This window comes from Microbacterium invictum, assembly GCF_014197265.1.
Lineage (GTDB): Bacteria > Actinomycetota > Actinomycetes > Actinomycetales > Microbacteriaceae > Microbacterium > Microbacterium invictum.
In genome coordinates, this window is record NZ_JACIFH010000001.1 from 1,249,491 (window position 1) to 1,275,290 (window position 25,800).

Genomic DNA, 25,800 nt, shown 5'->3' on the forward strand with positions numbered 1-25,800 from the left:
GGACCGGCAGGTAGACTCGGGGCAACCCGAAGCCACCTGGCCCCACCGGTACCAAAGGAGTTGCCGCCTCATGAGCGCCGTACAGTTCGAAGTCCCCGCCATCGTCCCCCCGGACCCGCAGGCGGGTGTCGCCGATCTGCTCGTGGAGCGGGTCAAGAGCACACCCTCCCTGGCGCTGTTCGCCGTCCCCGACGGTGAGGGCTGGCGCGACATCACGGCTGCCGAGTTCGAGCGCGACGTCATCGCCCTGGCCAAGGGCTTCGCCGCCGCCGGCATCGAGCCCGGCGACAAGGTCGGCTTCATCGCCCGCACCACCTACGAGTGGTCACTGGTCGACTTCGCGCTGTTCTACGCCGGCGCCGTGATGGTCCCGATCTACGAGACGAGCTCGCCCGCCCAGGTCAGCTGGATCCTGTCGGACTCCGGCGCGATCGCGGTCGTCGCCGAGTCGGCCGACCACGCCGCCCGCATCGCCGAGATCCGCTCGGAGGTGCCGCTGGTCCGCGAGGTGTGGACCATGGCATCCGGTGACCTCGACACGCTGCGCGGCAAGGGTGCCGAGGTCGGCGACGAAGAGATCGCCCGGCGCCGCCAGCTCGCCGTCGGCAGCGACATCGCGACGCTCATCTACACCTCGGGGTCGACCGGTCGGCCGAAGGGCTGCGTGCTCACGCACAGCAACTTCGTCGAGCTGTCGCGCAACTCCGCCAAGGCGCTCAAGGAAGTCCTCGACGCGCCCGGCGGCGCCTCGACCCTGCTGTTCATCACCACGGCGCACGTGTTCGCGCGGTTCATCTCGATCCTCAACATCCACGCCGGTGTGAAGACGGGCCACCAGCCCGACACGAAGCACCTGCTGCCGGCGCTGGGCTCGTTCAAGCCGACCTATCTGCTGGCCGTGCCGCGCGTGTTCGAGAAGGTCTACAACTCGGCCGAGCAGAAGGCCGAGGCCGGTGGCAAGGGCAAGATCTTCCGCGCCGCGGCGGCCACGGCCGTGCAGCATTCGCAGCTGCTCGAAGACGGCAAGAAGATCCCGTTCGGCATGAAGATCAAGTTCGCCCTGTTCGACAAGCTCGTCTACAGCAAGCTGCGCACCGCCATGGGCGGCCGCGTGACATACGCCGTGTCGGGCTCGGCCCCGCTCGGCCCGCGCCTGGGTCACTTCTTCCACAGCCTCGGCGTCACGATCCTCGAGGGGTACGGCCTGACCGAGACCACGGCACCGGCGACGGTGAACCTGGCCACCAAGTCGAAGATCGGCACCGTCGGACCGGCGCTTCCCGGTGTCGGCGTCCGCCTCGCCGAGGACGGCGAGGTCGAGGTGCGCGGCATCAACGTCTTCAAGGAGTACTGGCAGAATCCCGAGGCGACGGCGGCGACGTTCGACGGCGACTGGTTCAAGACCGGAGACATCGGCTCGTTCGACGACGAGGGCTTCCTCACGATCACGGGCCGCAAGAAGGAGATCATCGTCACTGCCGGCGGCAAGAACGTCGCCCCGGCCGCGCTCGAAGACCCGATCCGCGGCAACCCGGTCGTCGGCCAGGTCGTCGTCGTCGGCGACCAGAAGCCGTTCATCGCGGCGCTGATCACCCTCGACTCCGAGATGCTGCCGACGTGGCTGGGTAACAACGGCCTGCCCGCCGACATGTCGCTGGCGGATGCCGCGAACAACGCCTCGGTGCGCGCCGAGGTCCAGCGGGCGATCGACATCGCCAACAAGAACGTGTCGCGCGCAGAGTCGATCCGCAAGTTCACGATCCTCGACACCGAGTGGACCGAGGACAGCGGACACCTGACCCCGAAGCTGTCGATCAAGCGCAATGTGATCCTCGACGACTTCGCCGGTCACATCGATGAGATCTACAACGTCGGCGTCAACACCACCAACGTCGCCCTGGGCGGCTGACCCGTCCGATTCAGGAGCCCCGGTCCACCGCGGTGGGCCGGGGCTTCGTCGTGGGCGGGGCCGGCGTCAGAACCAGTCGCTCTCGCGGACCTCGCGCATCGCGACCTTGCGATCCTCGGGCGTCAGACGCGACAGGTAGAGCATGCCGTCGAGATGGTCGCACTCGTGCTGCAGCGCCTGGGCCATCAGCCCGTCGCCCTCGAGGACGATCTCGTTGCCGTCGAGGTCGATTCCGGTGACCTTGGCATGGGGATGCCGGATCGCATCGTGCCATAGCCCGGGTACCGACAGGCATCCCTCGCCCACCGGCTCGGGCTCGCCCGACACCTCGAGCACGGGGTTGAGCACGTAGCCGATGTCACCGTCGATGTTGTAGCTGAACGCGCGCACGCCCACACCGATCTGCGGCGCCGCGACGCCGGCGCGGCCGGGCGGGGTGACCGAGTCGATCAGATCCTGAACGAGCGCGCGCACGCCCTCGTCGATGGTCTCGATCGGCGCACACGCGGCGCGCAGCACAGGGTCGCCGAAGAGGCGGATCTGCCGGACGGCCATCAGGCCGGGACCTGCGCGCGCAGACCTTCGACCACGGCGGCCGCGAGATTGCGCGCGGCCAGACGTGTCGCGGGCTGCAGGTCCTTGAAGTTGATGGCGCTTCCGGCGGCGATGTGCGCGTCGTAGGGCATGCGCACGACGGTGCGGACCCGGCTGCGGAAGTGCGCCTCGAGCTCGTCGGCGCGCACCAGAGCGGTGCCGGGACGCGACGTGTTCAGCACGACGACAGCACCGCGGACCTGCTCGGCGAAGCCGTTGGTCTCGAGCCAGGTGAGGGTCTCGGCGGCCAGGCGTGCCTCGTCCACGCTGAGTCCGGCCACGATCACCATCTGGTCGGACAGCTCGAGGGTCGCCTCCATCACCGAGTGGACGATGCCCGTGCCGGTGTCGGTGAGTACGACCGAGTAGTAGTGCGCGGCGATCGCGGCGACGTCGTGATAGTCGCGGTCGTTGAACGCCTCGGAGACGCGCGGGTCGGAATCGGATGCCACGACGTCCAGTCGCGTCTCGTCGCGGGCGACGACGGCGGACAGGTCGTTGAACCCGACCACTTCGCCGCGCATGCGCACGAGGTCACGGACGGTCTTGCCGCTGGTGCCGCCGATCCGCTCGGCCAGGGTGCCGCGGTCGGGGTTGGCGTCGACGGCGATGACACGGTCGTCGCGGGCGTCGGCCAGTGCCATGCCGAGCAGGGTCGTGACGGTCGTCTTGCCGACGCCGCCCTTGCGCGAGAGCACCGGGACGAACCGGGCCCCGCCGTTCAGTGGTGCGGCGATGCGGTGGTCCAGCTCCTTGCGGGCCCGCGCCCGCTTGCCGTCACCGAGGTTCACCTTGCGCGCGGTGACCGTGTAGACGAAGTGCTGCCACGCGCCCTCGGGCTCGGGACGCACGCGCTGCGACGGCTCGAGCAGACGGTCGGCGGTCAGCAGGTCGCTGGTCTCGCGGTCCGCCTCGAACTCGCCGAGCCGGCGCGACTGCAGCGCGACATCGGCCGTGCGGGGGTTGCGGATCCGCTCCACGGCGTGCCTCTCGTCGCTGTCGTGGTGGAACGCCGCGCGCCTGGTCGCCGGAAGCGCTCCGGTCGAGGTGTCCTCGACCACATCGGCGTCGACGGTGTCGCCGGTGCCGCGTGTGCTCTCGGCGATGGTCGCCTCGGCGGCGTCGTCCTCGAGCACCTCAGCGGTGTACGTCTCCCCCGTGTACGGCTCGGCGGTGATCGGCTCGTCCTCGACCGCGGCATCCTCGATCGCAGCGCTCGTGCGTGCGTCGTCGGCCACCGCGACCGAGACGTCGTCGTCGACGAGGTCGTCGTCCTCGGCGCCCAGCGGCGGCAGTGTCACGTCGACCTGCGCGGTGGCGCCGTCGGTGATGCCGAAGGCAGCGGTGTCGAGGTTGCCGGTGCTGGCGAGCACGCCGTTCTCGGCCTCGTCGGGCACGTTGTCATTTCGGTCAGGCGTCACAGCTGCTCTCTCCACGTCTCAGGGCGCGCACGCCCGACGCTCCAGATTAGTCCGTGGGCTTCACCACGAGCAAAAGGTCGCCGGCTTCGACGGGCGCGGTCTCGGCGATCGCGAGCCGTTCGACGGTGCCGTCGACGGGGGCGGTGATGGCCGCCTCCATCTTCATCGCTTCGATGGATGCCACCGGCTGACCCGCTTTGACGGTGTCGCCGACGTCGACCTTCAGCGTCACGACGCCCGAGAACGGCGCGGCGACCTGGCCCGGCTTGGACGTGTCAGCCTTCTCGGCCTGACGCGCCTGGACCTCGACCGAACGGTCGCGGACGAACACCGGGCGCAGCTGACCGTTGAGGGTCGTCATCACGGTGCGCATGCCCTTGTCGTCGACCTCGCCGATCGCCTCGAGCCCGAAGAACAGCTGCACGCCGCGCTCGAGCTCGACCACGTGCTCGGTGCCGGGCACCATGCCGTACAGGTAGTCGGCGGTGTCGAGCATGCTGAGGTCACCGTAGGTCTCGCGAACCTCCCGGAATGCCCGCGTCGGCGCCGGGAACAGCAGGCGGTTGAGCATGTCGCGGCGCTCCGCCGACTCGGCGCCCAGCGCTGCGGACTCTTCGTCGGTCAGCTCGGTGATCCCCACCCTGACCTCGCGGCCGGCGAGGACCTTGGTGCGGAACGGTTCGGGCCACCCACCGGGCAGGTCACCCAGCTCCCCAGCCATGAAGCCGACGACCGAGTCGGGCACGTCGTACTTGTGCGGATTGGCCTCGAAGTCGGCGGGGTCGGCCTTCACTGCCGCCAGGTGCAGCGCGAGGTCGCCGACGACCTTCGACGACGGGGTGACCTTGGGCACGCGGCCGAGGATGTCGTTCGCGGCGGCGTACATGTCCTCGATGAGCTCGAAGTCGTCCGCCAGCCCGAGCGCGATGGCCTGCTGACGCAGGTTCGACAGCTGGCCGCCCGGGATCTCGTGGTGGTACACGCGGCCGGTGGGGCCGGGCAGGCCCGACTCGAACGGCCGGTATATGTGGCGCACCGCCTCCCAGTACGGCTCCAGATCCGTGACCGCCGCCAGGTCGAGGCCGGTGTCGCGGTCGGTGTGCGACAGCGAGGCCACCAGGGCCGACAGCGAGGGCTGGCTCGTGGTGCCCGCCATGGGCGCAGAGGCCGCGTCCACGGCATCCGCCCCCGCAGCACTCGCGGCGAGCAGGGTGGCAAGCTGTCCGCCGGCGGTGTCGTGGGTGTGGACGTGGACCGGAAGGTCGAACCGCTCGCGCAGCGCCGTGACGAGGGTCGTCGCGGCGGCCGGCCGCAGAAGCCCGGCCATGTCCTTGATCGCCAGCACGTGCGCACCGGCGTCGACGATCTGCTCCGCGAGGCCCAGGTAGTAGTCCAGCGTGTAGAGATCTTCGCCCGGCGAGAGCAGGTCGCCGGTGTAGCAGAGGGCGACCTCGGCCACCGCCGTGCCGGTGTTCAGGACCGCGTCGATCGCGGGCCGCATCTGGTTCACGTCGTTGAGCGCGTCGAAGATGCGGAAGATGTCGACCCCGGATGCCGCGGCCTCGGCCACGAACGCGTCGGTCACCTGCGTGGGGTAGGGCGTGTAGCCGACGGTGTTGCGGCCGCGCAGGAGCATCTGGATGGCCACGTTCGGCAGAGCCTGGCGCAGTGCGTCGAGACGCTCCCAGGGGTCCTCGCCGAGGAACCGCAGCGCGACGTCGTAGGTGGCCCCGCCCCACGCCTCCACGGACAGCAACTGCGGGGTCAGCCGGGCCACGTACGGCGCGGCGGTGACGAGGTCCTTCGTGCGGACGCGCGTGGCCAGCAGGGACTGGTGCGCGTCGCGGAATGTGGTCTCGGTGACGGCGAGGGCCGTCTGCTCGCGCAGGGCCTTCGCGAAGCCGGCGGGGCCGAGCTCGAGCAGGCGCTGGCGCGAACCGGGAACGGGCTCGGCAGTGCGGTCGATCGTGGGGAGCTTGGATGCCGGGTCGACCGACACCGGGTTCTCTCCGTGCGGCCGGTTGACGGTGACGTCGGCCAGCCACGAGACGATCTTCGTGCCGCGGTCCTTCGACTCGCGGCCGTTGACCAGATCGGGCCGCTCGTCGATGAACGCCGTGCTGAGGTCGCCCGCGATGAACGCCGGGTCGTCGAGCACGCGCTGCAGGAACGGGATGTTGGTGGAGACGCCGCGGATGCGGAACTCGGCAAGGGCCCGGCGCGAGCGCTGCACGGCGGCGGCGAAGTCACGGCCGCGGCAGGTGAGCTTGGTGAGCATGGAGTCGAAGTGCGGGCTGACCTGCGAGCCGGCGGCGGTCGTCCCGCCGTCGAGGCGGATGCCGGCGCCGCCGGGCGACCGGTAGGTGGTGATCTTGCCGGTGTCGGGCCGGAATCCCTGGGCGGGGTCCTCGGTCGTGATGCGGCACTGCAGGGCGGCGCCGCGCAGGTGGATGTCCTCTTGCCGCAGCCCGAGCTCGTCGAGGGTCTGGCCGGCGGCGATGCGCATCTGCGACTGGACGAGGTCGACGTCGGTCACTTCTTCGGTGACGGTGTGCTCGACCTGGATGCGCGGGTTCATCTCGATGAAGACGAACTCGCCGGTGCGGGGGCCGGCGGTCTCGAGCAGGAACTCGACGGTGCCGGCGTTCTCGTAGCCGATCGACTTCGCGAAGGCGATGGCGTGTGCGTGGAGCGCGTCGCGGACGTCGGGTTCCAGGTGGGGGGCCGGGGCGATCTCGACGACCTTCTGGTGGCGGCGCTGCACCGAGCAGTCGCGCTCGAACAGGTGCACGGTGTGCCCGGTCTTGTCGGCGAGGATCTGCACCTCGACGTGACGCGGCCGCTGCACCGCCTGCTCGAGGAACACCCGGGCGTCGCCGAATGCGCTGCCGGCTTCGCGCATCGCCTCGGCGAGGGCGGGCGCCAGCTGCTCGGGCGTGGCGACGCGGCGCATCCCGCGCCCGCCACCGCCGGCGACGGCTTTGACGAAGATGGGGAAGCCGATGTCGGCGGCCTGCGAGACGAGCAGATCGACGTCGTCCGACGCCTGGGTCGACCGCAGCACCGGCACGCCGGCGGCGATGGCGTGCTCCTTCGCGGTGACCTTGTTGCCGGCCATCTCCAGCGCGCCCTCGGGCGGACCGATGAAGGCGATACCGATCTCAGCCGCTTTGGCGGCCAGCTCCGGGTTCTCAGAGAGGAACCCGTAGCCCGGGTAGATGGCATCCGCCCCGCTCTCGGTCGCGACGCGGATGATCTCGTCGACATCGAGGTAAGCGCGCACCGGGTGACCCCGCTCGCCGATCTGGTAGGCCTCGTCCGCCTTGAGCCGGTGCAGCGAATAGCGATCCTCGTAGGGGAAGACCGCGACCGTGCGCGCCCCGAGTTCGAAGGCCGCGCGGAATGCGCGGATCGCGATTTCGCCGCGATTGGCCACCAGGATCTTGCGGAACATGCTCACCTCTTGAGATGCCAGGGCGCCTCTGCGTCGGGTCGCCGTGCGCGTGCTGAGTACCTTCACAGCCTAGGGGAAGGTAACGTAGAGCCTCGTGCACGTACTCTCCGTCAGCTCGCTGAAGGGCGGCGTCGGCAAGACGACCGTAACCCTCGGGCTCGCCTCTGCGGCGTTCGCCCGTGGGGTGCGGACCCTCGTCGTCGACCTCGACCCGCAGTCCGACGTGTCTACGGGCATGGACATCCAGGTCGCCGGCCGCCTCAATGTGGCCGATGTCCTCGCGAACCCGAAGGAGAAGGTCGTCCGTCAGGCGATCACTTCGAGCGGGTGGGCGAAGGTGCATCCGGGCACCATCGACGTCATGATCGGCAGTCCGTCGGCGATCAACTTCGACGGCCCGCACCCGAGCGTCCGCGATGTGTGGAAGCTCGAAGAGGCCCTCGCGACGATCGAGAGCGAGTACGACCTCGTGCTCATCGACTGCGCGCCATCGCTGAACGCACTCACGCGCACGGCGTGGGCGGCCTCGGACCGGGTGGTCGTCGTCACCGAGCCGGGCCTGTTCTCGGTCGCCGCCGCCGACCGCGCGCTGCGGGCGATCGAGGAGATCCGCCGCGGCCTCTCCCCCCGTCTGCAGCCGCTGGGCATCGTCGTCAACCGCGTGCGCCCGCAGTCGATCGAGCACCAGTTCCGCATCAAGGAGCTGCGCGACATGTTCGGCCCGCTGGTGCTCTCACCCCAGCTGCCCGAGCGCACCTCACTGCAGCAGGCGCAGGGCGCGGCCAAGCCGCTGCACATCTGGCCCGGCGACTCCGCTCAGGAGCTCGCGGCCGACTTCGACTCGCTGCTGGACCGCGTGCTGCGCACCGGCCGGATCGCCGGCACCGGCGAAGCCCGCGCCTGAGCCGGTCCGGTTCGCGCCGAGTTCGGGCCGGACACGCGCCTCACAGTGCGTCCGAGGTTCGATTCGCAGGACAGAAGCCCGATCCCGGGCGTGGCGGCGGGGTGACACGCCGTGCGCGACAGAATCTCCTGCGAGCCGAACGCGCGGCGGGTGCGTCGTCAGGCTGAGCGGGGCGGGATGCCGGGGCTCCGCCGGACGGGAGCGGGTCAGGCGGACTTGACGGCGCGACGCGCGGCGAGTTCGTCCACCGGGTCGGGCACCTGCGGGTCGAAGTCGAGCAGGGTCGACTCCACCTCGTGGAGCACCTTGCCCACGGCGATGCCGAACACGCCCTGGCCGCGGCTGACCAGGTCGATGACCTCGTCGTTCGAGGTGCACAGGTAGACCGAGGCACCGTCGCTCATGAGCGTGGTGCCGGCGAGATCCCGGATGCCGGCGGCGCGCAGCTGGTCGACCGCGGTGCGGATCTGCTGCAGCGAGATGCCGGTGTCGAGCAGTCGCTTGACGAGTTTGAGCACGAGGATGTCGCGGAACCCGTACAGTCGCTGCGAGCCCGAGCCGCTGGCACCGCGGACGGTGGGGACGACCAGTTCGGTGCGAGCCCAGTAGTCGAGCTGGCGGTAGGTGATGCCGGCGGCGCGCGCCGCGACGGCGCCGCGGTAGCCGACCTCGTCGTCCATCGCGGGAAGACCGTCGGTGAACAGCAGCTCGTTGGCGAACTGGGGACCGGACGGCGGTCCGCCGGGCGCATCGTGCGCAGTCATGTTCGCCTCCTGCCGTGTTCGGGGTGTGATCCCACGCTAGATGCTCCGGACGGTCGCGGCAACGACATCCGGCCGTGTCGCCCCGGCGTGTCGTGACCGTTCAGGGCAGCAGCCGCTCGAGGGCGACCTGCACGAAGCCGGCACGCACCTCATCGAGGCGTCGCACGAGCTCGGGTGCGAGCTCGCCGGCACGCCCGCGCGATGCGGCATCCGTCCGCCGCAGCAGCGGCGCCAGCGCGCTCTCGACGAGGGCGACCTCACGCTCGGCGGCCTGGCGCAGACCCCGCACGTGACGCGGCTGGATGCCGTGCGCCTCGAGCGCGACGAGCGCGCGCAGCAGCGCCAGGGTGTGTTCGTCGTAGGTCTCGGCCGCGGCGATCAGACCCGCACTGACCGCGTCGTTGAGCAGCGGCGCCGCGGCACCGGCGGTCTTCAGCAGCTCCTCGCGCTTGTAGCGCCGCGCGGCGGGCACGAGCGAGGTGGGCACGGTCGGGGCTGCCCCGTTGCCGTTCTCATCGAGGTACTCGCGGATGCGTGCCAGCGGCAGGTAGTGGTCGCGCTGCAGGGTGAGCGCGACGCGCAGCCGATTGACGTCGGCGGGCGAGAACTTGCGGTATCCCGACTCGGTGCGCATCGGTGTGACGATGCCCTGCACCTCGAGGAAACGCAGCTTGCTGCTGGTGAGATTCGGGAACTCGGGCGTCAGTCGCGCCAGGACCTGGCCAATGCTGAGGTGACCCGCGGCCGCCGAGCGGCTTCGGGGAGAGGCGGCGGGCGTCACGCTCCGTTCACCGAACCGCGGTCGAGTGGGGCGGCGAAGAAGTTCAGACGGAACTTGCCGATGCGCAGCTCGGCACCGTCGGCGAGGGTGGCACGATCGACGCGCTCGCCGTTGACGTACGTGCCGTTGAGCGAGCGCTGGTCGACGAGTTCGAACACGGTGCCGGTGCGGACGATCTCCGCGTGCCGGCGCGAGACGGTGACGTCGTCGAAGAAGATGTCGGCCTCGGGGTGACGACCCACGGTGGTCACATCGGTGTCGAGCAGGTAGCGGGCGCCCGCCGTCGGTCCGGAGCGCACGAGCAGCAGCGCGGAGCGTGACGGAAGCGCCGCGATCGCCTCGCGCTCGACGTCGCTCAGCTCGCTGCCGAACGGCACGAACGACAGGTCGGAGTCATGCCCGAACGTCTGGGTCGTGTCCGACGGACGTTGCTGTGCAGCATCGCCCTCACGCCGAATGTCGCCGGGTCGACTGTTCTCCTCCACCGTGGCCTCCTCCTGACCCACCCTAACGGATCGACCGGCCGGGCGAAGGGTCGGATTCGGGCCGAACGGGCGATGACTCCGTGTTTCGCCATGTGTCGCCCGGCATGACGCGCGCGGCGGGGGCGGCTTAGCCTGACGGCATCCTCAATCGGAGGACCATCGGAAAGGAATCGCTCGTGTCCACGTCGCAGAATCACCTCACGCCCACCCCGGTGCGTCAGGACACGGTCTGCATGTGCGCGCGCGGCGGCGCCTGCTCGTCCTTCGCGCCGGGTCACGCGGTGCATCTGATCCAGGCGCGGCTCGTGTCGGCGACGCCTGCCGAGTGGGTGGATGCCACGGTCTCCGAGCACCACGAAGACGGCACCCTCGTGCTGCATACGCTGGACGGCGAGCGCATCGAGCTGTGGAACGGCGCCGGCGCGGCCGGCACTGTGCGCAGTGGCGAGCCGGTGGCCCTCCACTCCCGCTACCACGCACTGTCTGCCGCGGGACGCCTGTTCAACGCCCTGCGACTGAGCTGATCCGGCCGGTTCAGCCGGCCATCATCATCTCGCGCATCTTCATGCAGGCGTCCATGCACGCCTGACACGACTCCGCGCACATCTTGCAGACCGGGCTCATGTCGGCGTGCGGCATGCACATGTCCATGCAGTTCTGACACATCGCGATGCAGGCGTCGAGCATCGCCATCATCGTGGCCGGCGTCATGCCCTGCATGCGCATCATCGAACGCATCATCGTGTTGCACATGTCGGCGCAGTTCATGCAGGCCGGTGCGCAGTCCATCATCTGCGTCGAGCAGACCGTGCAGGCCTGTTCGCATGCGGCGCACGCGTCCATGCACGCCTGCATGACGGCCATATCCATGGCGGGCATGCCCTCCATCGACATCATCTCGCCGGACTGCATTCCCTCGGTCATGGCCTTCATCACCATGGCATCCATTCGCGTCTCCTCCGTCGCCGTCGCGAGCAGGTGCCCGCCTTGCCGCCATGGTAGATCCGCGGCCCCGCCGGCACCAGGCATCGGTACGCTCGATCAGGTGATGTCATCAGGAATTAACAGGCGCTCCCGGATCCGCGCATCGATCGCGGTGCTGCTCGGACTGGTGCTGGCCGGCATCGCCTCCCCCGCTTTCGCCCACGATGAGCTGATCGGCACCGAGCCCGCCGCGCAGTCGACGGTCGAGGCGCTGCCGGATGAACTGGTCCTCACCTTCAGTGGCGTGCTGCTGGACGACGCCGGAGCGACCGCGGTCGCGGTGCTCGACGCGTCGTGCACATCGCTGACCGCCGGCGATCCCGTCATCGACGGCACCAAGGTCATCCAGCCGGTGACGGCAGGGGCGGACGGCGTGGTCACCGTGCAGTGGCGGGTGGTCTCCAGCGACGGTCACCCCATCTCGGGCGAGTACACGTTCACCGCCGGCGAGGGCGGGTCGGCGCAGGCCTGCGACGCTGCTCCCGATGAGGAGACGGATGCCGGGGCCTTCCCGATCGGGATCGTCATCGCCGTGCTGGGCGTGGGCATCGTCGCCGCCGGCGGCGGGGCGCTCGCGCTCATGCTCAGGCGCCGTCCGGCGCAGCACGAGGACTAGGCTTGACGCATGCCTCATTACGACGTCGTCATCCTCGGTGCCGGCCCCGGCGGCTATGTCGCGGCAGTGCGATCCGCCCAGCTCGGCCTCTCCGTCGCCATCATCGAAGAGAAGTACTGGGGCGGTGTCTGCCTGAACGTGGGCTGCATCCCCTCCAAGGCTCTCCTGCGCAACGCCGACCTCGCGCACACCTTCACCCACCAGGCCGAGCTGTTCGGCATCCGCGGTGACGTGACGTTCGACTTCGGCACCGCGTTCGACCGCAGCCGCAAGGTGTCCGAGACCCACGTCAAGGGCATCCACTTCCTGATGAAGAAGAACAAGGTCACCGAGTACGAGGGCCGTGGGTCGTTCACCGGACCCAAGGCCATCACCGTGACCCGCGCCGACGGCTCGACCGAAGACGTCACCTTCGACAACGCGATCATCGCCACCGGCTCGACCGTGCGGCTGCTCCCCGGCGTGCAGCTGAGCGACAACGTCGTGACCTACGAAGAGCAGATCATGACGCGCGAGCTGCCCCGCTCGATCGTCATCGTCGGCGCCGGCGCGATCGGCATGGAGTTCGCCTATGTGCTCTCCAACTACGGCGTGAAGGTCACCATCATCGAGTTCCTCGACCGCGCCCTCCCCAACGAGGACGTCGACGTCTCGAAGGAGATCACCCGCCAGTACAAGAAGTACGGCATCGACATCCTCGCCTCGACCAAGGTCGAGTCGGTCGTCGACAACGGCTCGTCGGTCACCGTCTCGTACAGCGCGAACGCCGACGGCACCCAGGGCCAGATCGAGGCCGACAAGGTGCTCATGTCGATCGGCTTCGCCCCGAACATCGAGGGCTTCGGTCTGGACAAGACCGGCGTGAAGCTCACCGAGCGCGGCGCGATCGAGATCGACGACTACATGCGCACGAACGTCGAGGGCATCTACGCGATCGGCGACGTCACCGCGAAGCTGCAGCTGGCGCACGTCGCCGAGGCGCAGGCGGTCGTGGCGGCCGAGACCATCGGCAAGGCCGAGACCCAGACGCTGGGCGACTACCGCATGATGCCGCGCGCGACGTTCTGCTCGCCGCAGGTGGCCTCGTTCGGCCTCACCGAGCAGCAGGCGCGCGACGCCGGCTACGACGTGAAGGTCGCGAAGTTCCCGTTCAGCGCGAACGGCAAGGCCAACGGCCTGGGCGAGCCCATCGGATTCGTCAAGCTCATCGCCGACGGCGAGCACCTCGAGCTGCTCGGCGGCCACCTCATCGGCCCCGACGTGTCGGAACTGCTGCCCGAGCTCACGCTGGCGCAGAAGTGGGATCTGACCGCCCTCGAGGCCGCGCGCAACGTGCACACGCACCCGACGCTGTCGGAGGCATTGCAGGAGGGCTTTCACGGCCTCGCCGGTCACATGATCAACATGTAGGCTGACTGACCATAGCTGACGCCGCCCCAACCGAAGCCGGGGGCGGCGTCAGTGCGTTCGGGGGTGTTCAGCCGGCGGCGTCGTCCATGAACTCGCGCTGCTCCTGCCGGCACCGGCACGCCGTCGCGATCTTGGCGGCCCACTCGACGGCTTCCTCGCGCGTGGCCTGCAGGTCGCCGGTCAGATCCATCTCACCGCGAGCCGACTCAGCCGCCCAGGGCGCGTGCGAGTTTCGATCCGGATGCCGAGACGTGCCCGCCGGCCCGCTCGACCAGCGTGTCCGCGGCGGCGAACAGCACGGCCCGGGCGGTCGCGGCGGTCGGCGCGGCGGGGCCGAGTTCGAGTTCCCACTCCCGCCACGTGGTCTCCACGCGTCGGCGCAGGTCGGTGGCGGTGACGCGGTCGTCGACGAACTCCGCGAGCACACCCCCGTCGGTGTCGTACAGCGCGTACGCGGTGCGGGCGTTGCGAATGCGCGCGACGACGGCGAACGGCCCGGCCGTGATCTCTGTCAGCGCCGCGATGACCGCTGCCGGCGGGAGCGGTGCGATATCGGCCGCATCACCGGCATCCACCCGCCCTGCGGGAACCCGCTCGATGCCCGCCTCGAGCGGCCACTGCGTCTCGAGCTTGCCCTCCGGCGTGGAGCGCTTGATGTGCCAGCCGGCGTCGGGTCCGCCGGTGCGTCGGCGCAGCGCCGTGAGCGCCTGCGCGAGTGCGGCGTCGGCCGTGTCGAAGTATCGCGCGTCGAGGTCGCGCGGCTCGGGCTCGCCGACGCGCGCGACGCCCGGCAGCGCCGACCAGTCCGGGACGCGCGTGTCGTCATCGACGTCGTACTTGCGCTCGATCTCGAGCGAGTGGGCGGGCGTCGTGTTCTCTGCCGCGGTCACTCGCCGTTGTCGTGCTCGTCGGGGTCGGGGTCGATGTCGTCCTCGGCGTGCACGAACCGGAACTCCGCCTCGGTGGGGCCGTCGCCGCTGCCCGTGTTCTCGAGCGCACCGGCGCGCGCGTAGACGATCTGCGTCTCGCTGTACGGCAGGATCAGCTGGTCCTGCTTCGGGTCGTCGAGCGGGATGACCTGTCCGTCCAGCGGACCTCCGTGCAGTCGTGCAATCGCCATGGTGACCTCCTGCGGCAAGCCTAGACCCGCACCCGGCCGGGTGGCCGCAGGAGGTCCCGTGGTTCTCAGTGGGTGGGGAACCCCAGGCTGATCTGGCTCTCGCTCGGGTCGGGCCAGCGGGTGGTGACGACCTTGCGGCGCGTGTAGAAGTTGAACGCCTCGGCCCCGTACATGTGGGTGTCGCCGAACAGCGAGTCCTTCCAGCCGCCGAACGAGAACGCGCCCACCGGCACCGGGATCGGCACGTTGATGCCGACCATGCCGACCTCGATGTCGTACTCGAACTGCCGCGCGGTCTTGCCGTCGCGCGTGAAGACGGCGGTGCCGTTGGCGTACCGGTTGCCGTTGATGAGCGCGACGGCCTCGTCGTAGGTGTCCACGCGCACGACCGACAGCACCGGTCCGAAGATCTCCTCGTCGTAGACGCGCATGCCGGGGGTGACCTTGTCGACCAGCGAGGGCCCGATGAAGAAGCCGTCACCGTCCACCTGCAGCTCGCGCCCGTCGACCACCAGCCGGGCGCCCTCTCCCTCGGCGCCGGCGACGAAGCCGTCGACGCGGTCGAGGGCGTCGCGCGTGATGAGCGGACCCATCTCGCTGGCGGGGTCGGTGCCGTCGCCGACCTTCAGCCCGCCGATGCGCTCGGACACCTTCGCGATGAGGTCGTCGGCGACCTCGCCCACGGCCACGACGACCGAGACGGCCATGCACCGCTCCCCCGCCGATCCGTACCCGGCCGACACCGCAGCGTCGGCAGCGGCATCGAGGTCGGCGTCGGGCATGACGATCATGTGGTTCTTCGCCCCGCCGAGGGCCTGCACGCGCTTGCCGTTCTCGGCGGCGCGGGCGTAGATGTATTTCGCGATCGGGGTCGAGCCGACGAACGAGACGGCGCGGATGATCGGATCGTCGAGGATCGCGTCGACCGCCTCCTTGTCGCCGTGGACGACGTTGAGGATGCCGTCGGGCACCCCGGCCTCGGCGAAGATGTCGGCGAGCCAGACGGCGGCGGAGGGGTCGCGCTCGCTGGGCTTGAGGATGACCGCGTTGCCGGCGGCGACCGCGGTCGTGACCATCCACAGCGGCACCATCGCCGGGAAGTTGAACGGCGTGATGCAGGCGACCACGCCGACCGGCTGGCGCACCTGGTGCACGTCGACGCCGCCGGCGACCTGCTCGGAGTACTCGCCCTTGAGGTGATGCATGAGGCTGGTGCAGAACTCGACGTTCTCCAGGCCCCGGGTCACCTCGCCGTGGGCGTCGCTCACGGTCTTGCCGTGCTCGGCGGTGATGATGCGCGCGAGCTCGTCGCCGCGTGAGGCGATCAGGTCGCGCAGCCGGAAGATGATCTGCTGCCGCTTCACCAGGCCGGTGTCGCGCCAGGCCCGCTGGGCGGCCTGCGCGGTGCGGGCCGCCTCGTGCACGAGATCGGCCGATGCCAGGGCGACCTCACCCGTCTGCTGCCCGGTGGCGGGGTTGAACACCGGCCCGACGCGGCCGTCGGCGGGCACGTGGCGCCCGCCGATGACGTGTGGGATCGCGGTGAGGGTCGTGGTCTCAGTGGTGGTGCTCATGGTTCTCCCTGGGTGAAGCGAGTCAGACGTGGGCGGTGTCGAGGGCGGGCTCGTAGCCGCGCAGCGTGCCGTCGGGGGTGTTGAAGCGGGCGACGAGGGTGCAGTCCTTGTCGGCGAGGCCCTCGTCGACGAGCTGCTGCAGCTGCGCGACGGCGAGCGTGCCGGCGGGCAGATGGATGCCGGTGGTCTCACCGGCGGCGACCGCGAGGCCGCCGTCCTTGTGGGCGAGCCCGACCGAGAACGTGGCATCGAAGTTGCGGTTCGACGCGGCCGTGTCGACGACGCCGGGCACGGGGTACCAGGTCTTCAGCGCCCACGATGAGCCGCTCGAGACGCTCGCGACGTCCCAGAACACCTTCGGGTCGAGGCCGAGCTGCTCGGCCAGCTGCGCGCCCTCGGACATGGCCATCACGTTGATCAGCAGGATGAGGTTGTTCGCGAGCTTCGCCGCGATGCCGGTGCCGTCGCCGCCGCACCGGATGACGTTGCCGGCCATCGGGTCGACCAGCGCGGCCGCGCGTTCGACGGCGTCGGGCTGCCCGCCGAGCATGAACGTGAGCGTGCCGGCCTCGGCGCCGGCGGTGCCGCCCGAGATCGGCGAGTCTACGAAGGCGAGTCCGCGGGCCGCCGCCTCGTCATGGCACCAGCGCGAGGTCTCGACATCGACGGTCGAGGTGTCCAGCAGCAGCATGTCCGCCGTCGCGTGCGCGAAGACGCCGTCGGGGCCGCCGAACACCGCGCGGACGTGCTCGGGTTTGGGCAGCGATGTGACCACCGCGTCTGCCCCGGTGACGGCTTCGGCGATGGATGCCACGACCTCGACGCCGTGCGCGGCGGCAGCCGCCGCGGCATCCGGATTCGGATCCACTCCCCGCACGGTGTGGCCGGCGGCGATGAGGTGGGCGGTCATCGGCGCACCCATGTGGCCGAGTCCGATCCAGGCGATCGTGGTCATGTTCTGCTCCCTGCGACGTCGAAGGTGAGGGGGCGTGCCATGGTCGGCCCTCCCCGTGCCTACGTCCAGGCTAGGCAGACTCGTTCTGCCGATCAATGCACATGCCCGTCACAATCTTGCACCGACGCTGTGCATCAGTGCACACTCGATGGGTGCCCCCCACGCCACAGCAGCCACCGCTCGACGCCCTGATGACCTTCCTCGCGGTCGCGCGGCTCGGCCGCTACACCGCGGCTGCCGAAGTCCTCGGCGTGAACCACTCGACGGTCTCGCGCCGCATCGCCGCTTTGGAAGAGGCGATGGGCGGCCGGGTACTCGTGCGCTCGGCCGGCGGGTGGGAAGTGACGATGCTCGGCCGCCGCGCGGTCGAGGTCGCCGAGCGCATCGAGGCGTCGATGGGCGAACTGGTCGCCGGCGACGACGGCAACCTGGTGCGCGGGGTCGTGCGCATCGCCGCACCGGAGGCGTTCACGTCGGTCTTCCTGGTGCCCGCGATGGCGCGGTTGCGCGAGCGGCACCCGGATCTGTCGATCGAGCTGCTCGCCGCAACACGGCGCGTGCGCCAGAACCGCTCCGGCGTCGACCTCGAGATCGTCGTGGGCCGCCCGCAGGTGCTGCGCGCGTACGCGACGCCGGTGTGCACCTACGAGCTGCGGCTCTACGCGACCCCGCAGTACCTCGCGCGGACGAGCACGCCGACGTCGCTGGCCGACCTCGCCGCCCACCCGCTCGTCTACTACGTCGAGGCGTCGCTGCAGGTCGACGAGCTCGACCGGGCGGTGCAGTCGCTGCCGGCCTCTCCCCCGTCGATCCGGTCGACGAGCGTGTTCGCGCACGTCGAGGCGACTGCCGCGGGGGCCGGCATCGGGGTGCTGCCCGACTTCCTGGGCGAGCACGATCCGCGCCTCGTGCAGGTGCTTCCGGGCGCCTACTCGCATCCGCTCGCCTATTGGGCGGTCGCCCGCGACGAGGGTGCGCGCAACGTCGCGATCGCCGAGACGCTCGCGGCGATCGCCCGTCACACCCGCGTCGCGCAGGCCGATCAGCGGACCGGCTCGGCCCTCCAGATGCGGTCGAGGTAGTCGCGCATCGAGCGGTCGGACGAGAAGTAGCCGGTGCGGGCGACGTTGAGGATCGCGGAGCGGGTCCACGACTCGGTGTCGGCGTACGCGGCATCCACCCTCTCCTGCGCCTGCAGATACGACGAGTAGTCGGCGAGGACCATGAAGCGGTCGTCGTAGAGCAGGTTCGACACGATCGGCTCGAACACCGACGCGTCGCCGCCCGAGAACGCGCCCGAGGCGATGAGGTCGATCGCGCGGCGCAGGCTGTCGTCGGCCTGATAGAAGTCGGCGGGGCGGTAGCCGCGCGCCCACAGCGCCTCGACCTCGGGCTCGCTCTGGCCGAACAGGAAGAAGTGGTCGTCGCCGACGAGTTCGCGGATCTCGACGTTCGCGCCGTCGTCGGTGCCGATGGTGAGGGCTCCGTTCAGCGCGAACTTCATGTTTCCGGTGCCCGACGCCTCCTTGCCGGCGAGCGAGATCTGCTCCGACAGGTCGGCCGCGGGAATCAGGCGCTCGGCGAGGGTCACGTTGTAGTTCGGCGGGAACAAGACCCCCAGCCGCCCCTCGACGCGCGGGTCGGCGTTGACGACCTTTCCGACCGCGTTGATCAGGTGGATGATGCGCTTGGCCATCACGTAGCCCGGCGCCGCCTTCGCGCCGAACACGAACGTGCGCGGCGTGACGTCGGCGGCGGCCACCCGGCCCGAGGTGATCCCCTCGTACAGCGTGACGATGTGGAGCAGCTTCAGCATCTGCCGCTTGTACTCGTGCAGGCGCTTGACCATGACGTCGACCATGTGGCCGTCGGCGATCTCGAAGCCGTCGCGGGCGCGGAGCACGTCGTTGAGGTGGCGCTTGTTGGCCGCCTTCACTTCGGCGAACGCGGTGCGGAAGTCCGGGTTCTCGGCGTACGACTCCAGCTCGCGGAGCCGCTCGAGATCGGTCAGCCAGCCGGTGCCGATCGCCTCGGTGATGAGGTCGGACAGGCCCGGGTTGGCGAGCTTGATGAACCGGCGCGGCGTGATGCCGTTGGTGACGTTGATGAACTTGTCGGGGAAGAACTCGCTGAACTGCGGCAGCACCTTGTCGCGCAGCAGCTGGGAGTGCAGCTCGGCGACGCCGTTGACCTTGGCTCCGGCGATGGTCGCGAGGTAGGCCATCCGGACGCTGCGCTCGGGGAACTCCGCGATGATCGACATGTCGCGCAGGCGCATGAGGTCGTCGCCGTAGCGCTCGCGCACCCGATCGAGGAACTCCTCGTTGATGCGGTAGATGATCTCGAGGTGGCGCGGCAGCAGGCGGCCGAGCAGCTCGACCGACCAGACTTCGAGCGCTTCGGGCAGCAGCGTGTGGCACGTGTAGGCGAAGCACTTCTGGGTGATCTCCCACGCGGCATCCCATTCGAGATGCATGTCGTCGACCAGCACGCGCATGAGCTCGGGGACGGCGATGACCGGGTGGGTGTCGTTGAGCTGGAAGATGACGCGGTCGGGCAGCGTCGACGGGTCGCCGTTCGGCAGCAGCCGGACGACGTCGGCGATCGAGGCCGCGACGAAGAAGTACTGCTGCTGCAGGCGCAGCTCCTTGCCCTGCGGCGTGGAGTCTTCGGGGTACAGGACCTGCGAGATGTTCTCGGCGTAGGTCTGCGAGCGGACGGCCTCTTCGAAGTCGCCGGAGTTGAAGATGCGCAGGTCGAACGCGTTGGTCGCCTTCGCGCGCCACAGGCGCAGCGTGTTGACGCGGCCGTTGAGGTAGCCGGGCACCATGTAGTTGTAGGGCACGGCTTTGACGCCCCACGCCGGGATCCAGCGGCTGCGAGTGACGCCGTCGTCGTCGTAGGTCTCGGTGTGCCCGCCGAAGCGGACGTCCTGCGCGAACTCGGGGTGGGGGAACTCCCACGGCGAGCCCATCGTCAGCCACGAGTCGGGCTGCTCGACCTGCTGGCCGTCCTCGAAGGTCTGCCGGAAGATGCCGTACTCGTAGCGGATGCCGTAGCCGACGTTGGCGACGCCCATCGTGGCCAGCGAGTCGATGAAGCAGGCGGCGAGGCGCCCGAGGCCGCCGTTGCCGAGGCCGGGCTCGACCTCTTGCTCGCGCAGCTCGTAGATGTCGATGCCGCATGCGGCCATCGCCTCGGTGGCGATGTCGGTCAGGCCGCTCGCGAGCAGGTTGTTGTCGAGCTGGCGGCCGAGCAGGTACTCCGCCGAGAGGTAGCAGACGACCTTCGCCTTCGACGCGAGCTGGCGGCGCAGGTCTTCGAGCCAGCGCGCCATGAGATAGTCGCGCACGGTCATGGCGAACGCGAAGTAGCGGTCGGCGACATTCGATGCGGACAGCGTGACGCCGCGTTCGTAGTTCAGATTGCGCAGGAACTGCCGGACGAAGCCGTCGACAGAGCTCGCGGGCCCCGCGACGGGGGCGAGGGCGAGCGGGTGGGTGGCGCCTGTTGCGGGCGCAGGTGTGATGTCGTTCTCGGGCACCCTAGAACGCTATCGTGACCGGCTGACTGCGACGCCCGCTGCGAGCGTGAATTCACCTGGCCGTGACACGAGTTCGCCTGCGCGTCACGCGGTGGCGTCGCGTCATACGGACATGTCGCTGAAGCGTGTGACCTGTGCCGAGCCGGCTCCGTCGGGCAGTGGAAGGCCGAGGTCGACGAGAACGATCTCGCCGGTGAGGCCCCGGGCTGCGGCGAGTCCGGTCTTGACGGCACCGAAGGTGACGGTGATGGATGCCGGCAGGACGACGTCGTCGGCCGTGCGGCCGGTGTCGGGCTGAAGGCCGCTGGGCAGGTCGACGGCGACGACCCGGGTGCGTCCGTCACGGATGGCGGGCAGCAGCGCCGACACCACGGTGCGGGCGGTGCCGCGGAGGGCGGGTTCGGCGCCGGTGCCGATGCCGAGGATTCCGTCGACCACGATCTCGTAGTCTGCGGCCACGATCGGGTCGTGCGGCACGGCTCCGGCCGCCGTTGCGGCAGCGAGCGCCTGAGGATGCGCCCGGGTGCCGGTGAGAATGACGTCGACGTCGGCACGCTCGGTGAGGTGGGCGGCGGCGAACAGTGCGTCGGCGCCGTTGTCGCCGCTGCCGGCGAGCACGAGCACGCGCGGGCGAGCGGGCGCCGATGCGGGTGAGGCCGGTGAGAGGGAGCTGTCTGTGGCCGGTGAGTCGGCAGCGTCTTCGGCCGCAGCGCCCGTCGTCTCGGGCAAGAGGCTGAGCACGACGCGGGCGAGGGCGTCGGAGGCCTGCGCCATGAGCGGGACGCCCGCCTCCAGCAGCGGGGCCTCGGCCGAGCGGACCTGCGCGGCCGAATAGGTGGGGACGCGTACGTGATCAGTCATCGGGCTCGTCCTTTCTCACCGGGCTGACCGGAGCGCTGACGTCGGCGCGGCGTCTGGCTTCGGGTGCCGCGTCGGGCCTGGCACCGCGTTCGACCTCGGGCGCTTCTTCGGCCTGAGGGGTGCGCTCCTCGGCTTCGGCCTTGTGGGCCTCCTCGGCCTGTTGAGCGCGCTCGTCGGCTTCGGCCTCGCGGGCGGTGCGCAGCTCGGCGCTCGCGACGGCGACGGCGTCTTCGGCGCGGCGGACGCGACGCTGCGCGAAGGTCTCGGCGCCGTAGCGCGCGCGGATCCGGTCTTCGTCCTCTTCGACGCCGGTGACGATGTACGACGAGGCGATGAGGATGACCTGTGCCGACAGGTTGAGCCACAGCAGCAGGGCGATCAGCGACGCGAAAGAGGCGAGGAGCGGGTTCGAGGAGGCGCCGCCGACGAACAGTCCGGAGAGCTGCTGCAGCACGGTGAGCCCGACAGCTCCGAGCAGCGCACCGCTCCACAGGGCGCGGGCGCGGGCGCGGACTCCGGAGAGCACGCGGAACAGGACGGCGATGATCGCGGCATCCAGGACGAAGGTGACGAGGATGACGATCCAGCGGCCGCCCCAGGTGACGAGCGGATGCCCGTGCGGCAGGCCGAAGACGTCGGCCATGATGTCGAGTCCGGCTGTTCCGATGACCGTCGCTGCCGCCGACGCCCCGAGTCCTGCGCCGATGCCGACGGCGAGGGCGAGGTTGCGCAGCATCACCCAGCCGAACCAGAGGTCGTCCGAGAGGGTGCCGGCGATGGTGCGCATGGCGATGCGCAGCGATCCGATCGCGCCGATGGCGGCGCCGACGAGACCGATGAGCGAGATGATGCCGGTCAGCGAGAAGCCGATCGGCTGGCTGAGCGCATCGAGCTGGATGAGGCCGTTCTCCCCGACGAGTCCGGGAATCACGTTGTCGACGGCGTCGACGAGCGCATCGATCGCGTCCGGATTGCCCGCGAGCCAGAGCCCGGCGATCGAGAAGCCGAGCAGGACGCCGGCGAAGACGCTGAACAGGGTGCGGTAGGTGACGCTGTCGGCGAGCATCGGCCCGCGGCTCTCGCCGTAGCGGAGGAATGCGCGGACGGCCTTGAGGGTGAGAACCCACGCGATGACCTTCGAGATGATCCGCTTCATCGCGCCAGGCTAACCATTCCGGGTGACGGGTGTCACAGGGGTCGACAGGAGCATCACTGTTCGCTACATGTCGGTAGGCGTCACAGATGCCACATGAACCTCACTGTTCACATCTGCCCCGTGAGCAGAATATGATCTAGCACAGGGGAAGGAAGTTCCATGCGAGGACTCGCCGAAACCCTCGTGCGTTCTGGGGTCGTGGGCGCTGAGGACATGTGGGATGCCGTTGCCGAAGTCGGTGAGGGCGAAGAATTGCGCGCGCGTTTGGTCGCGGCGAAGTTGGCGACTGAGACGCAGATCGCGCAGGGTATCGCCGAGCAGACGGGCTACACATTCGTCGATCTCTCGGGGCTGACGATGACAGCCGAGGTGATCGGTGCGGTGCCCGCAGCGCTGTGCCGCCGGTATCGGTTGATCCCTATTGAACGGGGTCGACGCAGCCTGACGATCGGCATGGTCGATCCCACCGATCTGATCGCGATCGACGACATCTCGACGGCGACGGAGTTGAACATCCGCCCGGCCGTGGTGGCGGTGGATGCGCTCAATACGGCGTTCTCACGGTTCCTGCGGTCGGATGAGGAACTGAGCGACCTGTCGGAGCAGATCGGCGAGAGCGCCATCGCCGACGGCTCATCTTCGACCGAGTCGATCGAAGACACCGCTGACGATGCGCCGATCGTCCGGTTCGTGAATCTGCTCATCTCGCAGGCGATCAGCGACAGGGCCAGTGATATCCATATCGAGCCCGGCGAGAAGCAGCTGACGGTCCGATACCGCATTGATGGTGTGCTGCATGAGATGCAGCGGGCCGATCGGGCCATTCAGGACGGCGTGATCTCGAGGCTGAAGATCATGGCATCCGTCGATATCGCCGAGCGCCGCAAGCCGCAGGACGGGCGTTTGTCGGTGCATCATGACGGTCGCCAGATCGATCTGCGGCTGGCGACGCTGCCGACGGTGTGGGGCGAGAAGATCGTCATGCGAATTCTCGACAGTTCGGCGCAGTCGCTGACGATGAGCGATCTGCGCTTCTCCATTCGCAATGAGCAACGGTTCCGCGGGGCGATCACTCGCCCACATGGGATGGTGCTGGTGACCGGCCCGACGGGCTCGGGCAAGTCGACGACGCTGTACACGGCGCTGAACACGGTGGCGAACCCACGCATCAACGTGATCACCGTGGAAGATCCGGTCGAGTATCGGATGGCCGGTATCAACCAGGTGCAGGTGAATGTGCGGGCCGGGATGACGTTCCAGGCGGCGCTGCGCTCGATTCTGCGCTCGGACCCCGATGTGGTGCTGGTGGGCGAGATCCGCGACCAGGAGACGGCGACGATCTCGATCGAGGCGGCGCTGACGGGCCACTTGGTGCTCTCGACGTTGCATACGAACGACGCGCCGTCGGCGCTGACGCGTCTGGTCGAGATCGGCTGCGAGCCGTTCCTGGTGGGCACTGCCCTGTCGGCGGTGGTGGCGCAGCGGCTCGCACGGCGGCTGTGCGTCAAGTGCCGCGAGGCGTACACCGAGACGACCGAAGTGCTCGGGTCGGTGAAGTTTCCGCACAATCCGCTCGATCCGCCCGTTCTATATCGGGCCGTGGGGTGCTCGGACTGCTCAGGCACGGGGTATCGCGGCCGCGTCGCTCTGCATGAGGTGATGGAGGTGACCGAGGCGCTGGAGGGTCTGGTCGTCGGCCATGCGACCGGCACCGAGCTGCGGCAGGCTGCGCTCGAGGACGGTATGGTTCCGCTGCGCGACGACGGCTTCAACAAGGTGCTCGAAGGCGTCACGACGATCGAAGAGGTTCTGCGCGTCTCGATCTGAGCGCGGACCTTGCGGGAGTCGCGCCACGGCGCCTGTCGGCCCCATCCTGTGGCGCACACCTCCGCGTTCACGCTGCGGTGTGGTCGTAGCGGTGGCGCACACCGAGTTGTGGTGTTCGGCCGGGGTCCACATGGGCAGGTGGAATGAACCAGACTTTCGCTTTGGTGCCGACACCCTCGATGCGGATGTCCCACCCGTTGTCGTGGATCAGATGGTGGCAGGCTTCACAGAGGAGCACGCCGTTGTTCATATCGGTGGTCCCGCCTCGCGACCACCATCTGATGTGATGCACCTTGGTGATGCCGGGCGGGGCGCCGCACCTGGCGCAGCCGTGGTCGCGTTCGCAGATCGCCCGGCGCTGCGCCTTGGTGAATAGGCGCCGCTGCCGGCCCCAGTCGATGATCTCGCTTTCGGTGCCCAGCACGCACGGGATGACGCCGCCGTCGGCGGCCATCCGTCGCACGGTGCCGATGGAGATCGGTGCGGACAGTCCGTCGATGGTGCCGTGCCCGGTGCCGTTCTCAAGGTCTTCCAGGCTCACCCGGACGATCACGGTCGCCCCACCCAGCGGCACGTCGCTGTGCTCGCAGGCCAGGACGTGTTCGCAGAGCCGGACCAGCGCATCGGCTTGGATCATCGGGATCGTCCGGTGCGGCACGTCCGGGTCGTCCGACGCCTCGGCGGCGCGCTGCGCGGCCAGCTCGGCGGTGACGAACCCTTCGATCACGGTCTTGACGGGGGCGGCATGCTCGGGTCCGACCCGACCGTTGAACATCAGCGCCCCGTCGGGGTCTTCCCACATCCGCAGGTAGCGGCTCGCCCGCAGCTCTTCCTCTCGGGCAGCGACTCCCTCGGGGTCGAGGTACGCCTCGGCGCTGCGCACCACCTTCCGCAGCAGGTCGATCGACAGGCCGGCTGCCTGCGCGACGAGGGTCTGTTCGGCCTCGTCGACGGCCTCGGCCCCTGCCCGGATCTGCACCCGCTTCAGCATGGTGGTGATCACCGACGCCGCGGCCGCGCCGATACGCCCCGCCGACAGCGCCGCGGCCACGTGCGGGAACCGCGCCGGGGCCCTCTCGCCGGTCAGCAGCACGCGGGGCGCCGTCGCCTCGCCCACTTCGATCAGCTTGGCGGCTTCACCACCGGTGGTGCCGAGTGAACCCGACAGCAGGCTGTTCGCATTGCGGAACCCGTGCTTCTTCGCCAGCGACTCCGGCCCCAGTTCGGGGCGTGACTGCCGCGAGATCTCGGCAGTCACTTTCGTCACTGCCGCATCCAGCTGCCTCCGCGCGGCGCCCAGCAGATTGTTCACCTTCACCAGGTCGGCGCCCGCGAGCGCGTCGAGCTGCTCCCCCGGCCACAGCTCGCGCACGGCATGGACCGTGTCGGCGAGGGCGTCGAGAGGGGAACTCATGTATCCCACAATACCTGATTCGGTGAT

The 25,800-nt window shown here is 69.5% G+C and carries 23 protein-coding genes; 7 read left to right on the forward strand and 16 right to left on the reverse strand.

Going from position 1 to position 25,800, the window contains the following annotated elements; all coding sequences use genetic code 11:
- Window positions 1-70 precede the first annotated feature (70 nt).
- A complete protein-coding gene (locus BKA10_RS06055) occupies window positions 71-1,909 on the forward strand; it encodes an AMP-dependent synthetase/ligase (RefSeq protein WP_183499070.1) in 1,839 nt (612 codons plus the stop codon).
- Window positions 1,910-1,975: 66 nt separating this feature from the next.
- Here BKA10_RS06055 and BKA10_RS06060 read toward each other — a convergent pair whose 3' ends face one another.
- The 3 genes from BKA10_RS06060 to BKA10_RS06070 are packed head-to-tail and all read right to left on the reverse strand — an operon-like array spanning window position 1,976 to window position 7,378.
- Window positions 1,976-2,464 carry a peptide deformylase gene (locus BKA10_RS06060; protein WP_183499071.1) on the reverse strand — a complete coding sequence of 163 codons (489 nt, stop codon included), beginning with the start codon at window positions 2,462-2,464 and terminating at the stop codon, window positions 1,976-1,978.
- Window positions 2,464-3,924 (reverse strand): MinD/ParA family ATP-binding protein, encoded by a 1,461-nt coding sequence (locus BKA10_RS06065; protein WP_183499072.1) that lies wholly within the window; start codon window positions 3,922-3,924, stop codon window positions 2,464-2,466. The genes BKA10_RS06060 and BKA10_RS06065 overlap by 1 nt, the downstream gene beginning before the upstream one ends.
- A 46-nt stretch (window positions 3,925-3,970) precedes the next feature.
- Window positions 3,971-7,378: a pyruvate carboxylase gene (locus tag BKA10_RS06070; protein ID WP_183499073.1), complete on the reverse strand. Its 3,408-nt coding sequence runs from the start codon at window positions 7,376-7,378 to the stop codon at window positions 3,971-3,973.
- A 94-nt stretch (window positions 7,379-7,472) separates the two neighbouring features.
- Between BKA10_RS06070 and BKA10_RS06075 the strand changes: the two genes are divergently transcribed.
- Window positions 7,473-8,282, forward strand: coding sequence for an AAA family ATPase (locus BKA10_RS06075; protein WP_183499074.1), 810 nt, complete (start codon window positions 7,473-7,475; stop codon window positions 8,280-8,282).
- A 206-nt stretch (window positions 8,283-8,488) separates the two neighbouring features.
- Here BKA10_RS06075 and BKA10_RS06080 read toward each other — a convergent pair whose 3' ends face one another.
- The 3 genes from BKA10_RS06080 to BKA10_RS06090 all read right to left on the reverse strand — a co-directional run bounded on the left by BKA10_RS06080 (window position 8,489) and on the right by BKA10_RS06090 (window position 10,312).
- Window positions 8,489-9,046: a MerR family transcriptional regulator gene (locus BKA10_RS06080; RefSeq protein ID WP_183499075.1), complete on the reverse strand. Its 558-nt coding sequence runs from the start codon at window positions 9,044-9,046 to the stop codon at window positions 8,489-8,491.
- Between the two features lie 100 nt (window positions 9,047-9,146).
- Window positions 9,147-9,827 carry a transcriptional regulator FtsR gene (ftsR, locus tag BKA10_RS06085; protein ID WP_183499076.1) on the reverse strand — a complete coding sequence of 227 codons (681 nt, stop codon included), beginning with the start codon at window positions 9,825-9,827 and terminating at the stop codon, window positions 9,147-9,149.
- Window positions 9,824-10,312, reverse strand: a complete 489-nt coding sequence (locus BKA10_RS06090; RefSeq protein WP_183499077.1) for an FHA domain-containing protein — start codon at window positions 10,310-10,312, stop codon at window positions 9,824-9,826. Before BKA10_RS06090 ends, ftsR begins: the two co-directional genes overlap by 4 nt.
- Before the next feature lie 176 nt (window positions 10,313-10,488).
- On the opposite strand from BKA10_RS06090, the gene BKA10_RS06095 reads away from it, so the two are divergent.
- Window positions 10,489-10,836 carry a hypothetical protein gene (locus BKA10_RS06095; RefSeq protein WP_183499078.1) on the forward strand — a complete coding sequence of 116 codons (348 nt, stop codon included), beginning with the start codon at window positions 10,489-10,491 and terminating at the stop codon, window positions 10,834-10,836.
- Window positions 10,837-10,846: 10 nt separating this feature from the next.
- On the opposite strand, the gene BKA10_RS06100 is transcribed toward BKA10_RS06095, so the two are convergent.
- Complete coding sequence (locus tag BKA10_RS06100; protein WP_183499079.1) at window positions 10,847-11,260, reverse strand: four-helix bundle copper-binding protein; 414 nt, start codon at window positions 11,258-11,260, stop codon at window positions 10,847-10,849.
- Window positions 11,261-11,360: 100 nt separating this feature from the next.
- On the opposite strand from BKA10_RS06100, the gene BKA10_RS06105 reads away from it, so the two are divergent.
- On the forward strand, window positions 11,361-11,912 hold the full coding sequence (locus tag BKA10_RS06105) for a copper resistance CopC family protein (RefSeq protein WP_183499080.1): 552 nt from the start codon (window positions 11,361-11,363) through the stop codon (window positions 11,910-11,912).
- A 9-nt stretch (window positions 11,913-11,921) separates the two neighbouring features.
- Window positions 11,922-13,322, forward strand: coding sequence for a dihydrolipoyl dehydrogenase (lpdA, locus tag BKA10_RS06110; RefSeq protein ID WP_183499081.1), 1,401 nt, complete (start codon window positions 11,922-11,924; stop codon window positions 13,320-13,322).
- Between the two features lie 67 nt (window positions 13,323-13,389).
- On the opposite strand, the gene BKA10_RS16620 is transcribed toward lpdA, so the two are convergent.
- The 5 genes from BKA10_RS16620 to BKA10_RS06130 all read right to left on the reverse strand — a co-directional run bounded on the left by BKA10_RS16620 (window position 13,390) and on the right by BKA10_RS06130 (window position 17,040).
- Window positions 13,390-13,512: a YciI family protein gene (locus tag BKA10_RS16620; protein ID WP_277816515.1), complete on the reverse strand. Its 123-nt coding sequence runs from the start codon at window positions 13,510-13,512 to the stop codon at window positions 13,390-13,392.
- Between the two features lie 16 nt (window positions 13,513-13,528).
- Window positions 13,529-14,212 carry a CYTH domain-containing protein gene (locus BKA10_RS06115; RefSeq protein ID WP_183499082.1) on the reverse strand — a complete coding sequence of 228 codons (684 nt, stop codon included), beginning with the start codon at window positions 14,210-14,212 and terminating at the stop codon, window positions 13,529-13,531.
- Window positions 14,209-14,442, reverse strand: a complete 234-nt coding sequence (locus tag BKA10_RS06120) for a response regulator (protein ID WP_183499083.1) — start codon at window positions 14,440-14,442, stop codon at window positions 14,209-14,211. Before BKA10_RS06120 ends, BKA10_RS06115 begins: the two co-directional genes overlap by 4 nt.
- A gap of 65 nt (window positions 14,443-14,507) precedes the next feature.
- A complete protein-coding gene (locus tag BKA10_RS06125; protein ID WP_183499084.1) occupies window positions 14,508-16,016 on the reverse strand; it encodes a CoA-acylating methylmalonate-semialdehyde dehydrogenase in 1,509 nt (502 codons plus the stop codon).
- Between the two features lie 22 nt (window positions 16,017-16,038).
- The gene (locus tag BKA10_RS06130) at window positions 16,039-17,040 is read right to left on the reverse strand and encodes an NAD(P)-dependent oxidoreductase (RefSeq protein WP_372491419.1); all 1,002 of its coding nucleotides are present in this window, start codon (window positions 17,038-17,040) and stop codon (window positions 16,039-16,041) included.
- Window positions 17,041-17,123: 83 nt separating this feature from the next.
- On the opposite strand from BKA10_RS06130, the gene BKA10_RS06135 reads away from it, so the two are divergent.
- Window positions 17,124-18,053 (forward strand): LysR family transcriptional regulator, encoded by a 930-nt coding sequence (locus tag BKA10_RS06135; RefSeq protein WP_308221556.1) that lies wholly within the window; start codon window positions 17,124-17,126, stop codon window positions 18,051-18,053.
- Here BKA10_RS06135 and BKA10_RS06140 read toward each other — a convergent pair.
- From BKA10_RS06140 to BKA10_RS06150, 3 genes are all read right to left on the reverse strand, one after another.
- Entirely contained in the window at window positions 18,014-20,515 is a 2,502-nt protein-coding gene (locus tag BKA10_RS06140) for a glycogen/starch/alpha-glucan family phosphorylase (RefSeq protein WP_248198925.1), read from the reverse strand. The genes BKA10_RS06135 and BKA10_RS06140 overlap by 40 nt on opposite strands.
- A gap of 102 nt (window positions 20,516-20,617) precedes the next feature.
- Window positions 20,618-21,376, reverse strand: a complete 759-nt coding sequence (locus BKA10_RS06145) for an NAD(P)H-hydrate epimerase (protein WP_183499086.1) — start codon at window positions 21,374-21,376, stop codon at window positions 20,618-20,620.
- Complete coding sequence (locus tag BKA10_RS06150) at window positions 21,369-22,532, reverse strand: YihY/virulence factor BrkB family protein (protein ID WP_183499087.1); 1,164 nt, start codon at window positions 22,530-22,532, stop codon at window positions 21,369-21,371. The genes BKA10_RS06145 and BKA10_RS06150 overlap by 8 nt, the downstream gene beginning before the upstream one ends.
- A 213-nt stretch (window positions 22,533-22,745) precedes the next feature.
- Here BKA10_RS06150 and BKA10_RS06155 point away from each other — a divergent pair, with 213 nt between their 5' ends.
- Window positions 22,746-24,359 (forward strand): GspE/PulE family protein, encoded by a 1,614-nt coding sequence (locus tag BKA10_RS06155; protein ID WP_338402329.1) that lies wholly within the window; start codon window positions 22,746-22,748, stop codon window positions 24,357-24,359.
- 67 nt (window positions 24,360-24,426) lie between these two features.
- Here the strand turns inward: BKA10_RS06155 and BKA10_RS06160 are convergent, their stop codons facing one another.
- Window positions 24,427-25,773, reverse strand: coding sequence for an HNH endonuclease (locus BKA10_RS06160; RefSeq protein WP_183499089.1), 1,347 nt, complete (start codon window positions 25,771-25,773; stop codon window positions 24,427-24,429).
- Window positions 25,774-25,800: the final 27 nt, after the last annotated feature.

Coding starts and splice junctions, on each gene's coding strand:
- BKA10_RS06160 (WP_183499089.1), bottom strand. CDS start 25,773: ATGAGTTCCCCTCTCGACGCCCTCGCCGACACGGTCCATGCCGTGCGC.
- BKA10_RS06100 (WP_183499079.1), bottom strand. CDS start 11,260: ATGGATGCCATGGTGATGAAGGCCATGACCGAGGGAATGCAGTCCGGC.
- BKA10_RS16620 (WP_277816515.1), bottom strand. CDS start 13,512: ATGGATCTGACCGGCGACCTGCAGGCCACGCGCGAGGAAGCCGTCGAG.
- BKA10_RS06125 (WP_183499084.1), bottom strand. CDS start 16,016: ATGAGCACCACCACTGAGACCACGACCCTCACCGCGATCCCACACGTC.
- BKA10_RS06150 (WP_183499087.1), bottom strand. CDS start 22,532: ATGAAGCGGATCATCTCGAAGGTCATCGCGTGGGTTCTCACCCTCAAG.
- BKA10_RS06080 (WP_183499075.1), bottom strand. CDS start 9,046: ATGACTGCGCACGATGCGCCCGGCGGACCGCCGTCCGGTCCCCAGTTC.
- BKA10_RS06105 (WP_183499080.1), top strand. CDS start 11,361: ATGTCATCAGGAATTAACAGGCGCTCCCGGATCCGCGCATCGATCGCG.
- BKA10_RS06120 (WP_183499083.1), bottom strand. CDS start 14,442: ATGGCGATTGCACGACTGCACGGAGGTCCGCTGGACGGACAGGTCATC.
- lpdA (WP_183499081.1), top strand. CDS start 11,922: ATGCCTCATTACGACGTCGTCATCCTCGGTGCCGGCCCCGGCGGCTAT.
- BKA10_RS06055 (WP_183499070.1), top strand. CDS start 71: ATGAGCGCCGTACAGTTCGAAGTCCCCGCCATCGTCCCCCCGGACCCG.
- BKA10_RS06145 (WP_183499086.1), bottom strand. CDS start 21,376: ATGACTGATCACGTACGCGTCCCCACCTATTCGGCCGCGCAGGTCCGC.
- BKA10_RS06070 (WP_183499073.1), bottom strand. CDS start 7,378: ATGTTCCGCAAGATCCTGGTGGCCAATCGCGGCGAAATCGCGATCCGC.
- BKA10_RS06060 (WP_183499071.1), bottom strand. CDS start 2,464: ATGGCCGTCCGGCAGATCCGCCTCTTCGGCGACCCTGTGCTGCGCGCC.
- BKA10_RS06155 (WP_338402329.1), top strand. CDS start 22,746: ATGTGGGATGCCGTTGCCGAAGTCGGTGAGGGCGAAGAATTGCGCGCG.